Origin of the sequence: Lysinibacillus sp. FSL W8-0992, assembly GCF_038008685.1 — a bacterium.
In the GTDB taxonomy this organism is placed as follows: Bacteria; Bacillota; Bacilli; order Bacillales_A; family Planococcaceae; genus Lysinibacillus.
This window is the reverse complement of record NZ_JBBOZQ010000001.1, coordinates 3,444,173-3,456,995: the sequence shown is the minus strand read 5'-3', so window position 1 is coordinate 3,456,995 and position 12,823 is coordinate 3,444,173. Positions and strand designations below refer to the sequence as shown.

Here is a 12,823-nt window from a genome sequence, read left to right as displayed (position 1 = left end):
ATGGATTACTTAGAAGGGGATTAGTTATTAGTCTGCTAACATAATTTTTTCAAGTTCTAATGGCTCGATGTATTGTTCGCCTTTGTATGCACGCATATTACCGCCAGAAATTTCATCAATTAATAATATTTCATTTGTTTGTGCATCACGGCCGAATTCTAATTTAATATCGTAAAGCGTTAAGCCTTTTTTTGCTAGCTCTGCACCGACGAATTTAGAAATTTCAATTGTGCGTTGTTTTAAAATTGCATATTCTTCATGTGATAACAGGTTTAACATTGCTAAAGCATCTTCAGAAATTGGAGGATCTAGACGATCGTCATCTTTGATTGTTACCTCAACGAAAGAATCCAAAGGTTGTCCTTCTTGTACATAAGCGCCATAGCGTCGTAGGAAAGAGCCAACAGCTTTGAAGCGACAAATGACTTCTAATCCTTTGCCGAAAACTGTTGCGGGCTTTACAGTCATTGTAGCATCGTCGAAGTTTGCATCTACGTAGTGAGTAGGGACACCTTGTTCATTTAGTTTTGAGTAGAAATAAGAAGTTAAGCGAAGACCAGCTAGGCCAGCACCATCAATTGTTAAACCTACAGTATTTGCACCAGGGTCAAATACGCCGTTTTCTCCAGTTACATCATCTTTAAATTTTAATAAGTAATGACCATCTTCTAACTTGAACACATTTTTCGTTTTACCTGTATACAATAATTCCACAAAAAACCCTCCAATATTTCATAGTACCTTATAATTATAACACGAATGTTTAGAATGTTTAATATAAAAAACGTTCGTTATAATCTTATTTATGCTTATTTTTTTACATGGTTTATACAAAAAAATAAGATGATAACGAATATTCGTTATCATCTTAAGTGAAATTAAGAAAATTTAAAATTTTAATAAAGGATTCTAGTTACTAGATGGTAGAATAACCGAATAAATTGTATCAAAGGTTATTTAATAGATACCTTCAGAAAGCATTCCATCAGCAACTTTTACAAAGCCGGCGATGTTAGCCCCAACTACTAGGTTTCCTGGATAGCCATATTTATCAGCAGCAGCTTTACTATCTGCATAAATATTTTTCATAATTTGGTGTAACTTCGCATCTACTTCTTCAAATGACCAGAATATACGGCTAGAATCTTGTGCCATTTCTAGTGCTGATACCGCCACGCCACCAGCATTAGCTGCTTTAGCAGGCCCAAATAATACACCAGCGTTTAAAAATTCGTTAATTGCTTCAAGATCAGATGGCATATTGGCACCTTCACCGATTGCTTTTACACCATTTGAAATTAATGTACGAGCAGCGTCGCCGTTAATTTCGTTTTGTGTTGCACATGGTAGCGCAATATCACATGGAATAGACCAAATTCCTGTACAACCTTCTGTAAATGTAGCATTTGGACGGTAGTCGACGTAAGTTGATATACGGTCACTTTTTACTTCTTTAATTTCTTTAATGACATCAAGATCTAATCCATCTGCATCATAGATATAGCCTGAAGAATCAGAGCAAGCAACAACTTTTGCACCGTATGCCTGAGCTTTTTCAATTGCATAAGTTGATACATTCCCAGAACCAGAAATAACAACAGTTTTACCGTCAAATGAATCATTTACGTCTTTTAACATCTCTTCAACAAAGTATACTGTACCGTAACCAGTTGCTTCTTTACGAGCTAATGAACCACCGTAACCAGGCGTTTTACCTGTTAATACTCCAGATTCGTTTGCTTTTGTAAGGCGCTTGTATTGCCCCCATAAATAACCTACTTCACGAGCACCTACACCGATATCACCAGCAGGAACATCGACATCTGGACCAATATGACGGTATAATTCAGTCATGAATGCTTGGCAGAAACGCATGATTTCTGAATCGGATTTGCCTTTTGGATTAAAGTTAGATCCACCTTTACCACCACCGATTGGTTGACCAGTTAATGCGTTTTTAAAGATCTGCTCAAAGCCTAAAAACTTAATAATAGATTCGTTTACTGAAGGGTGGAAGCGAAGCCCGCCTTTATAAGGTCCCATGACGTTGCTGTACTGTACACGATAACCACGGTTTACTTGTACTTGGTTGTTATCATCTTGCCATGCTACACGGAATGAAATGATGCGATCTGGCTCAACGATACGAGAAAGAATATTTGCCTTAATATATTCAGGATGTTGTGCAAATACAGGCACTAATGAAATGAAAATTTCTTCAGCTGCTTGTAAAAACTCCGCTTGATGACTGTTTTGGTTTTTCAGTTGCTCGAACACGCCGTCAACGTATTCTTTTGCTAATTGATCGTTGCTTACAGTTGTTGTTGTCATATTGAAAACCTCCAATTTAATTGATAGGTGTATCGTATATCTATTTTTCACACTATTCAATAAAATACTTTTTCCAAGTCGAATAAGTTTGTGAAAAAATGAGCAATCGGGGTCTTGAAATTGTTATATTAAAATAATATAGAGGTGCTTGATTCATCTAATTATGAGAAAGGAATGATGCTTTATTGTGAAGGTATTAATTGACGCTGATGCCTGTCCAGTCGTGGATTTAGCGCTATCTATATCATCTGAGTTTGAGATTGAAACTATCTTGTTTTGCGATACATCACACCGTATCGAACGTGATAATGTAATAACAATTATTGTGCCGAAGGGGCCAGATTCGGTTGATTTCACGCTAGTGAATGCGCTTTCAAAACATGATATTGTGATTACGCAGGATTACGGTTTAGCAGCCATGGTTTTGGCAAGAGGAGGGTATCCAATCGATCAAAATGGTAGGGAAATGTCTAGTGAAAATATCGAACGTTTGCTCGATATGCGCCATGTTGGTCAGAAGATTAGACGTGCAGGCGGACGAACCAAGGGACCTAAAAAAAGAACGAAAGAAAACAATATGTTGTTTGAAATGAAATTTCGACAAATTTGTGAACGAGCAATTTTAGCACAAAAAATGGAGGGGTCTGCAGATGGAAAATAAACTAAAAAACGAATTATTTCACCTATATCCGAAACTAGAAAAGATTAAAAATAGGGATACTGTTTTTTGGGAAAACACAAAAAGGATGAAAAAAGCGAGTACAACTCTCTTTTCAATAGAAGAGGTTGACGATGCGGAAGAAACGCTAAAACGCTTTTCTTCCTATTTAATTAACGCATTTCCTGAGCTAGTAGAAAGCAAAGGACTGATTGAGTCTTCTATTCAACAGATTGATGAAATGAAGCTAGCACTTGAAAAAGAGTTCCGAATATCGGTTCCCGGTCAAATATTTTTGAAATGTGATCATGCGCTACCTATTTCGGGTTCAATCAAGGCGCGAGGTGGTATCTATGAAGTATTAAAGCATGCCGAGCGATTGGCAATTGCGAATGGTAAGTTGAAAGTAGACGATGATTATGCAGTGTTTGCCACAGAAGAACTACGAACGTTCTTCCAGCAATACACGATTGCGGTAGGCTCAACAGGAAATTTAGGTCTTAGTATCGGCATAATGGGCAAAAAACTAGGGTTCAATGTCGTTGTACATATGTCGAGTGACGCAAAGGAATGGAAGAAGGCATTATTAAGAGCAAAAGGGGCAACGGTCATTGAATATAAGGCAGATTATAGTGTAGCTGTAGAACAGGGAAGACAGGAAGCTTCGCAAAATCCAATGTGCCATTTTATTGATGATGAGAATTCAAAAGATTTATTTGCGGGTTATGCAGTGGCAGCGAAGCGCTTAAAAGTCCAATTACAAGAGGCAAATATTCAAGTGGATGATGCACATCCATTGTTCGTTTATTTACCATGTGGTGTTGGTGGTGGACCTGGTGGGGTTGCATATGGTTTACGAGAATTGTTTGGGGAACATGTTCATATTTTATTTGCTGAACCAACCGCTTCACCTTGTATGACCATTGGGCTCATGACTGGCTTACATGATGAAATCAGTGTAGAAGATATCGGCTTGGATAATAAAACAGAAGCGGATGGTCTAGCTGTCGGACGTGCTTCAAAATTCGTTGGGAAAGTGATGGAAACATATATTAGTGGCTGTTATACAGTGAAAGATGAAGAATTGTTTACTTCACTCGGTTTAGCCATGGAATCAGAAGATCTATTTTTAGAACCATCTGCACATGCGGGGATGTTCGGACCAATTCAGTTGATGACTAATGGGCGAGATTACTTAGAGAAGCATCATGTATTAGATAAAATGGAGCAAGCTACACATCTTGTCTGGGCAACAGGGGGCAGTATGGTGCCACAGGAGATGCGCGAGGAATATTTTAAAAAACTCGTTAGATAGTTTCATACAGTAAAAATAGACTGCTGATCGATTTTATCGTCAGGCAGTCTATTTTTTGTAAAGCATGTGTTATTTCAATTGAGCCTTTAAAAACACTTTATGCGCTGCGTTAACACCTGCACCTGGCTCAAAGTCGTAAGAAAAGTCTTGCAGTGCCGCCTCCATTAAAGAAACCGCTTGTAAAACATCACTAGGGAAGCAGTAGCCCATATGGCCAAATCTGAAAATTTCTCCTTGTAAATGACCTAATCCACCCGCAAAATCTAGATGGTATCTTTGTTTAAGATGTGTCAGAAACTCACCTAATGCAATCCCTTTAGGAGCCATAATTGCTGTAATTGTAGGCGAAGCGTATTCATCGGCTGTCAAAAGCTCAATATTAAGTGCTTTCATCGCACTGCGTACCATGTTTTTCATCAGTTCATGACGGGCAACAGTTTGAGAAAATCCACCTTCTTGTTCAATAAGTTTACACACTTCGTGTAGACCATAAATTAGTGTAATGGCAGGGGTATTCGGTGTCATACCTTTCTCTGCCCAATCGCGATAGCTTAATAAATTCAAGTAATAAGATGGTGCTTTATTTTCTTCAATGACCTTCCATGCCCTGTCGCTTACACTAACGAGAGAAAGGCCAGGTGGAAGCATCATCGCTTTTTGTGAGCCTGTTACGAGAATATCAATGCCCCATGCATCCATTTCAGCAGGAGCACCACCAATACAGCTTACGCCATCAACAATTACTAACGCATCACTTTCTTCACGAACAACCTGTGCTAATTCTGCAATTGGATTTAAAATACCTGTTGAAGTTTCATTATACGTAACAAAAACGGCTTTAATATTTTGCAAAGGTTGTAAAAAGGTACGTAACTCTTCAGCTGTGCATGCTTGTCCCCATTGTTTCGCAAGCTTATGTACGTTAAAGCCATATTTTTCACAAATCGAAACGAAGTAATCCCCAAAAGCGCCTACCGTAATGACGACAACATCTTCACCTGCACAAACTGTATTGACAGCTGCTGCTTCTAATGCTGCTGTACCACCAGATGGAAGCAATAAAATGTCCTGCTTAGTGCCGAAAATAGGTTTAATGAGCTCAGTTGTTTCACGATATAGCTCCACAAATTCATTGCTTCGATGGCTGAAGATATCTCGGTTCATCGCAAGCTGAACCTTTTTTGGAATAGGTGTCGGCCCTGGATGTCTTAAAATATTTTCATACATAATTAAAAATCCCCTTTGCTTTAAAAGTTAGAAAGTCTAAATTTTCTAACTATAATATAGCATATCCAACGTAATTTCTGACTTCTTTTTTAAAAAAATATTGGAAATATGAGGAAGAAGTGTTTGCTAAAATAAATTGTATAAAATAGGAATAGAAAAACTTACTTAAGCAAAAAAATCCTCTTTCATTCTTTTGAACGAAAGAGGACTATAAACGCTGAAATTTATACTATGAATGGGCGTTTCATTCGCATTAAGCCGTAAATGGCAAAGAATAAGCCGCCAGTAATAATTGATAAGATCATATAGAGAACAGCTTTGCCGGTATCTCCAGTCCAACGATATAAGAGACGATAGGAGTAATAAATCCAATAGCAAAACATAACGAGTGACGCGATTACACCAACAGCAGGAATAAACGAAACGATAAACAATCCTGCATAAATTAAGGTCGTTTTTTTCGCTGCAGCACGAATTGTCACATCATCATCACCGTTAGCCGTTAGTAGGAAAAGGCTGTAAATGTTTATAATAGGAATCCAAGCAATATAAGCTATATCGCTAAAGCCATTTGTTTTAGATGTCATAAAATAAATTAGTGCATTAACAATATACCCAATAATTAACATTGCAAAAAATATTAAAAGAAACACAACCATAAAGCCACCGAAGACTGCATCATAATCACTATAATACGGATCATAATAACTCATCAAAAAACCTCCCTTTCAACAAATTTAATAATTAACTTAAGATTTAAATCCATAACAATTCCCAAGAAATTTTTAGCAATATTCCGAGATATATAGACTAAATATTTCAGAGAACATTAAATCACTTTATGAATTCATCCCGTTTTTCATGCTATGTAAATAAAATACGTTTAATTTAGAAAATATTGGTATAATTGTGTGGTGAATGATTTGTGCTTTGACTTACCGAATTAGTTGGAGGACGGTAAGAAATAAAGATTATAACTTGAACCTAAAAACTTATTATAAGGAGGAAAGAATTTGTGTTATTAATTTTCTTGTTATTAGTCATTATAATGGCAATATCAATTATTTATTTTAAGCAAAAAAACTATCGAGCAAGTATTTACTATGGGTTAACCAATTACAACATGTTTAAGGTAATATTTGATAAATGAAGGTATGGAGAGTATTTAACATCACGTAAAATTGAAAAGTATGCTTTCAAAAGTCATAAGCAATTATTTAATGTGTATATTCAAAAAAAGAATTCAAATGACTGGACGGAAGTGGATTTAGTTTATATAGATCGGTCTGGTCTATATGTAATAGAGTCTAAAAACTATAGTGGATGGATTTTTGGCAATGAAAATCAAAGTCAATGGACACAAACAATGCCTAATAATAAAAAATTTAAATTTTATAACCCAATTCGTCAAAATGCCACCCATATAAGAGCAATTCAAAATTTTCTAGGACTACCAGATGAAGCTTTACATTCTGTCATTGTTTTCAGTGAGCGCTGTCAGTTGAAAAAAGTGGAGGTAACGTCTGAAAATGTACATGTGTTAAAGCGAGAAAATGTACGACGTTTTATAGAAATCCGTAATCAATCAGGTCCTTCATTTTTCTCGCAAAGTGATATTGAAGCCATCTATACGAAACTACTGCCACTAATGCAAGTATCAGAGGTAGTAAAAGCGCAACATCTTCAAACCATTCAACAAAAATATAAAAATTAGGACTGATTTTTGAATATACTAAGGCATAAGCTTTTCTACGGAAAATTTACATACAAAATTTTTGATAAATCTAATTCCCCCAAGATTTATCTACTAGACAAAAGGAGGGCAGTTTGCATGTGTAGTCCAATTTAAAAATCACCCATTTGAATGAATTTCATTTCGTGAAAAATGGGGGAGGAAAGTTTACATGAACAGTCCAATTTAAAAATCACCCATTTCGATAAATTTAATTTCTTGAAAATGGGGGTTTATTATGAAATTGGGTAGAAATTTTTCATTATTACTGATCGGTCAGTCACTGGCAAATATAGGTGATGTTTTATATATAGTGAGCATTATTCATTTAATTTACGTTGTAACGGAATCGGCTATTGCAGCATCATTTGTGCCATTTACAATTGCTTCATCAATGTTTGTATCAAGCATATTGACTCCGCTTTTGTTTGAAAAAGTGAATTTAAAATGGTTAATGGCAGGTTCGCAAATAGGAAAGACCTGTTTATTATTTTTATTAGGGCTACAGTTATATGTAACAACAGCGACTAACTTTTACTTGTTGTTTATTGTTATAAGTATGGTTGCATTTCTTGATGGTTGCGCGAATCCAATAAGACAGACATTGGTTCCACATTATGTGAAAGACGAACAATTATTGAAGGCAAATGGCATTGACGAAGCAGTCACTCAATTTATTCAAACCGTTATGTGGTTCGTAGGTAGCCTATTTTTACTTTTTCTAAGTTCCCAGCAAGTAGTTTGGGTAGTGGGCTGTTTGTTTACAGTGGCCAGTATTGTCTTATGCTTGTTAGAAAATGTTGACCATCAATCACTTGCACAACAAGGGAAAATAGAACAAGTTATCAAAGGCTGGAAATTACTTTGGCATACGCCACTGTTAAGAAAGATTGTTTGGATAGATTTTCTCGAATCGATTGCAGGTACGGTTTGGATTGCTGCAATTATATTGGTATTTGTCACGGATGCTTTACTAGTTGACGAGCAATGGTGGGGCTTTTTGAATGGCACATTTTTTGTAGGTTTAATAGCAGGAAGCGTTTATTGTGTTAAATATACATCTTTTATTGAGCGGCAATTAGCGAAAGTGATGTTTATTGGTTCTTTGTTTATGTTTATAGCAACCATTTTTTTTAGTGTTAATAGTATTCCAATTATCGCATTATTATTAACTTTTTGCGTTGGGTTTTTTGGCCAAATAAAGAGCATCCCACAACATACGGTTATTCAAACGAGTGTCCCAAAAGGAGAACTGTCCTCTGTATATACTTCTTTAAGTGCGATTTCTACGGGGGCATTTGGCATTTCCTCTCTTATGATGGGAATAATTGCAGATGTTATAGGCGTAAGACTAGTCTTTTTGATTTCGGGGCTATTACTTGCAGTCGTAAGTGTCATTATAGTGAAAAATAGGCATTTGTTTAGTCGTAAAATTATTAAATGATAATAAGCGAGAAAGAGGCTCACATTCCTACTATTGGATGTAGCCTCTTTTTTTGGATACGTTATTTAAATTTAAAGGTTTCATAGTTGATGTCGATATCGCTACTGTCGGATTTGAAATGCTTAATAAAGTACTTCACCATTTTCTCAGGGCCACACAAAAAGATGCTCGTATGCACTGGCACTGAATAATGATCGAAAGTAAGTCTGTCCATGGTGGTCGTATCGATAAAATTCACTTTAAAATGCTTATTGTTTTCTGCGTATTTTTGTAAAAAAATTTTATAGATAGCATCGTTTTCTCCACGGAACGTGTAAAATAATTCAATTTCGCGATCAGTAGGTTGCGATTGTAAATACGATATAAAAGGCGTAATACCTACACCACCAGCTATCCAAATTTGTTGTTGATAACCTTTGTCAAAGTTTAGATGACCGTAGGGGCCTTCAATGGATACTTGTGTTTGCAATTGTATTTGTGTATTTACCTTTTTAGTAAAATCGCCAAGTGCCTTAATCGATACAAAAATTTTATGACCATCTCCGCCTGAAATGGAGAAGGGGTGTGGTGCTTTTTCTAAACCATCTTGGAATATTTTTAAAAAGATATACTGACCATGACGATAGGGGAATTTTCGATCTAATGTTAATTCTAATTCAACTGCGCTAGCACCCATCTTTCGGATGCCTGTAACGTTACCTGTATGTTTAAATCGCATATCTTGATACATTGTAAGCATATATAAAGCGGACATTGTCCCTATAATGGCAGTTATTGCAGTAAAAATACCGAGGGGTGTCACTTGAAATAAATCATACTTGCTTGAAAAGTAGACATGGTAAAGGCCAATCGCATACGGTAAAAGCAATAAACGGTGAATATAGCGCCAATGCTCATATTTCAGAAATTTTGCTAATAGTGCAATGGCGATTAGCCCGATAAAGCCATATTGCGCAAGCTCACCAAATTTCTTTGCTAATTCATTGAGCGGAGTTTCTATCCCTTTATCCCCATGTGGCACTAAATCTTGCAATTGACTGTGTAAAATCACTAGCCCTAATGATAGAATCGCCAAATACTTATGATATTTATAGACATGTTCTAAGCCATGAAACCACCGTTCGAGAATTTTATTTCTTGTGGCAAGTAAAAAAACAAGAAAGAATCCTGTAATTGCCATGCCCCCAATAATATGGCTGAGCCTATTTAACTCATGTAAAGTTTCAATCGGCGTTGCACAATACCATAGTAACGCACTCCCAAGCATCGTGATGAAAATAAATAGCATTCCTTTATACGTTTTCATAGCTACCTCCCGTAGTCATTTTTCACGTTAGACCTACTAGATATACAATTTCATTACAAAAATTTTAGGCTCGCTTTGGAGAATTTCGAAAGTAGTCAACGTAAAGTAAAAAAATAAAACGTATGTTTGGAATGTATGTTCTCTTTTGGAGGAGAATATGTTACATTAGGAAAGTAAAATTACAGTACATAGAGAGGGAGTAATTATGCAAGGGAATACACACATCATTGGAGGCATCACAGCTAGCCTTGCCTTTGCTCAAATTTCAAATGATAATCCATTCGTATTAGTTGGAGCTGGTATTATCGGAGCATTAATTCCGGATATTTGCCATGGCGGAAGCAAAATTGGGCGGACATTTCCCATCATTTCAAAAATTGTTAACAAGCTATTTGGACATCGTTCCTTTACACATAGTTTACTGTTTTTGTTTCTTGTAGCGACACTGTTACACACAATAATCCCATATGAATCGATTATTGCGGGACTTTTAGTAGGCATGGTGAGTCATATTGTCCTCGATATGGGGACGAAACAAGGGGTGAAGCTATTTTTCCCGATAAACATGTCAGTGCGCTTTCCTTTAACAACGAAAACTGGCGGAAAAGTAGAAAAAGTTGTCTTTACATTATTATCGGTACTTTCTCTATATTTCGGCTATGAGCTAATTAGTCGATTCGTCAGCGTCATATGAACAATAAAGCCCTTGTGTGAGACCAATCTCAACACAAGGGCTTTTGAATTTTTATGAATTGTAGTGAATTGTGTGGGTGCCAGGCACCTATTTTTGAATCTCTTCTACAGTTTGCTCTACTTCAGCGCGCGTCATTTTTTCACGACCTTCTTGCATTGCTTTTAATGTTTTATGGGCTAAAGCAAGTGGAAGACGACAGAACAATAAAATCGTACGCTTATTGATTGCCTTCATATAAAGATCTGCTTTCGCTAGGTTTTCCTCGGCATAGGCAAACAAATCTTCTCGTGTCCAACCGTCCGGCACAAAGCTTACACCACGCTCGTCTAAATCCTCATGCTGATTACGTAAAATATTGACTGCTTGTAGTCCTCGACCGTAGCCAATTGCTAATTCGCGATCTGTTTGAACGTCTGCACCCCATGCCCATAACTCTGACAGCATTGTCCCAACGAGTCCTGCAACATAGTATGTATAGTCATCCAAATCTTCACGTGTATGCACTTGCCAATTTGCTTTTGCCCATTTTGCCATGCCATATGCCATTTCACTTGTAGATGCTTGGACAATTTCTCGAGAGCCGTCTGGGCAAAATGTTAGCCAATCCGCTAAACGAAGGGAAACTTCGGGTAATTGTTCAGCGTATGGAGCTAGTAAAGTATTATAGGCTACTTCATCGAACTCTTCTTTTAATAATTCACTTGTTGCGGAAAGTAAATCGAATTTCACATCATTCGAAAGTTCTTCATGGTCTTCGATTTCGTCAATGGCACGCATCGCTAAATATGCAGCAGCAACTGACATTTTTAAATCATTTTTTAAAAAAGTAATAGGTATATAAAATGTGCGACTCGTTTCTTTTAAAACTTGCATCGCTTCTTTATAAAGTGTTTTTTTATCTTTCACGTGTTTTTCCTCCGTTCAAATAGTCAAGCCTCAATGTATATCGTATCGCAAAATTGAGGAAAGTGAAAACAGATTGTTCAAATATCGGTCATATTCTTTGAAAACGCTTCAAAATTATGATAAAGTTTAATAGTAAACTATTTAAACATATACAGTTTGACAGAAAACTGCATTAGTTTTAAAGTGCTAGGCGACTGTTTGTAATTAAAGTTACATAACAACGCTAAATACGCTTAGGCGAAATAGAAGAGAGAGGAAGTTTTTTTAATGGGACGTTTAGACAACAAAATCGCAATTATTACAGGTGGCGCATCAGGAATGGGCGCTTCAATGGCAGAGCTATTCACTAAAGAGGGCGCAATCGTAATTGCTGCTGATATTAACGAAGAAAATTTAGCAAAAATTTCTGAATTAGAAAACGTAGAAGGCATGAAATTAGACGTTTCTTCTGATGAAAACTGGGCTGAATTTACAAAAGCAGTTGTTGAAAAATATGGTCGTATCGATATTTTAATCAACAATGCTGGTATTTCTTCACAAAAATCTCCACAAGATATTACAGACCAAGATTGGGCTATCATGCACAAAATTAACTCATTCGGTCCTTTCTTAGGAATTAAACATGTTTCTAAATACATGAAAGAAGCTGGAAAAGGCTCAATCGTTAATACATCATCATACACTGCTATTATCGGTTCTGGCTTAAACTCTTATACAGCTTCAAAAGGTTCTTTACGCGCAATCGCACGTGCAGCAGCTGCTGAATTAGGTAGATCTAACATTCGTGTAAACACAGTATTCCCTGGTGTAATTGAAACACCAATGACTGCTAACATCGGTCAATTCAAAGAAGCAATGGACATGTTAGTTCGTGCTACTCCAATGGGTCGTCTTGGACAACCAGAAGAAGTTGCAAACGCTATTTTATTCTTAGCATCTGATGAAGCTTCTTACATCACAGGTGGCGAGCTTGTAATTGATGGCGGATACTCTGCACAATAATTAGCTTTTTTAGAATGTTATAATAAAAAGAGTCGACTGTTTTAACAGCGGCTCTTTTTTTTGCATAAAATGTAAATATTTATTGCATTTATCTATTAATTTTGCTATTTTTCATGTTTTTTTTCATGAAAGTTTGCCAAGTTATTGCACAATCATTTCAACAGCGGTAAAGTTTAGGGAGGGCGAATATTCACTTGCGCCTCGGCTT

General features: G+C 36.5%; 11 protein-coding genes and 1 pseudogene. 6 read left to right on the top strand and 6 right to left on the bottom strand.

Going from position 1 to position 12,823, the window contains the following annotated elements; translation table 11 throughout:
- Positions 1-27 precede the first annotated feature (27 nt).
- The gene (locus NSQ74_RS17410) at positions 28-714 is read right to left on the bottom strand and encodes a phosphoribosylaminoimidazolesuccinocarboxamide synthase (protein ID WP_340824991.1); all 687 of its coding nucleotides are present in this window, start codon (positions 712-714) and stop codon (positions 28-30) included.
- Between the two features lie 243 nt (positions 715-957).
- On the bottom strand, positions 958-2,331 hold the full coding sequence (gene gdhA / locus NSQ74_RS17405; RefSeq protein WP_340824989.1) for an NADP-specific glutamate dehydrogenase: 1,374 nt from the start codon (positions 2,329-2,331) through the stop codon (positions 958-960).
- Positions 2,332-2,518: 187 nt separating this feature from the next.
- Here gdhA and NSQ74_RS17400 point away from each other — a divergent pair, with 187 nt between their 5' ends.
- Both NSQ74_RS17400 and NSQ74_RS17395 read left to right on the top strand, forming a co-directional pair.
- A complete protein-coding gene (locus NSQ74_RS17400; RefSeq protein WP_340824987.1) occupies positions 2,519-2,992 on the top strand; it encodes a YaiI/YqxD family protein in 474 nt (157 codons plus the stop codon).
- Positions 2,982-4,304, top strand: coding sequence for a D-serine ammonia-lyase (locus NSQ74_RS17395; protein WP_340824985.1), 1,323 nt, complete (start codon positions 2,982-2,984; stop codon positions 4,302-4,304). Before NSQ74_RS17400 ends, NSQ74_RS17395 begins: the two co-directional genes overlap by 11 nt.
- Before the next feature lie 69 nt (positions 4,305-4,373).
- Here the strand turns inward: NSQ74_RS17395 and NSQ74_RS17390 are convergent, their stop codons facing one another.
- Both NSQ74_RS17390 and NSQ74_RS17385 read right to left on the bottom strand, forming a co-directional pair.
- Entirely contained in the window at positions 4,374-5,531 is a 1,158-nt protein-coding gene (locus tag NSQ74_RS17390; RefSeq protein ID WP_340824983.1) for a pyridoxal-phosphate-dependent aminotransferase family protein, read from the bottom strand.
- A 224-nt stretch (positions 5,532-5,755) separates the two neighbouring features.
- Positions 5,756-6,244 (bottom strand): hypothetical protein, encoded by a 489-nt coding sequence (locus NSQ74_RS17385; RefSeq protein ID WP_340824981.1) that lies wholly within the window; start codon positions 6,242-6,244, stop codon positions 5,756-5,758.
- 452 nt (positions 6,245-6,696) lie between these two features.
- Between NSQ74_RS17385 and NSQ74_RS17380 the strand changes: the two are divergent.
- A pseudogene (locus tag NSQ74_RS17380) lies at positions 6,697-7,245 on the top strand (nuclease-related domain-containing protein); the annotation flags it as partial.
- A 256-nt stretch (positions 7,246-7,501) separates the two neighbouring features.
- A complete protein-coding gene (locus tag NSQ74_RS17375; protein WP_340824979.1) occupies positions 7,502-8,707 on the top strand; it encodes an MFS transporter in 1,206 nt (401 codons plus the stop codon).
- A gap of 61 nt (positions 8,708-8,768) precedes the next feature.
- On the opposite strand, the gene NSQ74_RS17370 is transcribed toward NSQ74_RS17375, so the two are convergent.
- Positions 8,769-10,013: a ferredoxin reductase family protein gene (locus NSQ74_RS17370; RefSeq protein ID WP_340824977.1), complete on the bottom strand. Its 1,245-nt coding sequence runs from the start codon at positions 10,011-10,013 to the stop codon at positions 8,769-8,771.
- A 205-nt stretch (positions 10,014-10,218) separates the two neighbouring features.
- Here NSQ74_RS17370 and NSQ74_RS17365 point away from each other — a divergent pair, with 205 nt between their 5' ends.
- The gene (locus NSQ74_RS17365) at positions 10,219-10,707 is read left to right on the top strand and encodes a metal-dependent hydrolase (protein ID WP_340824976.1); all 489 of its coding nucleotides are present in this window, start codon (positions 10,219-10,221) and stop codon (positions 10,705-10,707) included.
- Between the two features lie 87 nt (positions 10,708-10,794).
- Here NSQ74_RS17365 and NSQ74_RS17360 read toward each other — a convergent pair whose 3' ends face one another.
- On the bottom strand, positions 10,795-11,580 hold the full coding sequence (locus NSQ74_RS17360) for a squalene/phytoene synthase family protein (RefSeq protein WP_401019080.1): 786 nt from the start codon (positions 11,578-11,580) through the stop codon (positions 10,795-10,797).
- Positions 11,581-11,880: 300 nt separating this feature from the next.
- Here NSQ74_RS17360 and NSQ74_RS17355 point away from each other — a divergent pair, with 300 nt between their 5' ends.
- Entirely contained in the window at positions 11,881-12,615 is a 735-nt protein-coding gene (locus NSQ74_RS17355; RefSeq protein WP_172771011.1) for an SDR family NAD(P)-dependent oxidoreductase, read from the top strand.
- Positions 12,616-12,823 lie beyond the last annotated feature (208 nt).

Excerpts from the sequence above, each read along its gene's own strand:
- gdhA (WP_340824989.1), bottom strand. The coding sequence starts at position 2,331 with ATGACAACAACAACTGTAAGCAACGATCAATTAGCAAAAGAATACGTT.
- NSQ74_RS17395 (WP_340824985.1), top strand. The coding sequence starts at position 2,982 with ATGGAAAATAAACTAAAAAACGAATTATTTCACCTATATCCGAAACTA.
- NSQ74_RS17390 (WP_340824983.1), bottom strand. The coding sequence starts at position 5,531 with ATGTATGAAAATATTTTAAGACATCCAGGGCCGACACCTATTCCAAAA.
- NSQ74_RS17385 (WP_340824981.1), bottom strand. The coding sequence starts at position 6,244 with ATGAGTTATTATGATCCGTATTATAGTGATTATGATGCAGTCTTCGGT.
- NSQ74_RS17375 (WP_340824979.1), top strand. The coding sequence starts at position 7,502 with ATGAAATTGGGTAGAAATTTTTCATTATTACTGATCGGTCAGTCACTG.
- NSQ74_RS17370 (WP_340824977.1), bottom strand. The coding sequence starts at position 10,013 with ATGAAAACGTATAAAGGAATGCTATTTATTTTCATCACGATGCTTGGG.
- NSQ74_RS17365 (WP_340824976.1), top strand. The coding sequence starts at position 10,219 with ATGCAAGGGAATACACACATCATTGGAGGCATCACAGCTAGCCTTGCC.
- NSQ74_RS17360 (WP_401019080.1), bottom strand. The coding sequence starts at position 11,580 with ATGCAAGTTTTAAAAGAAACGAGTCGCACATTTTATATACCTATTACT.
- NSQ74_RS17355 (WP_172771011.1), top strand. The coding sequence starts at position 11,881 with ATGGGACGTTTAGACAACAAAATCGCAATTATTACAGGTGGCGCATCA.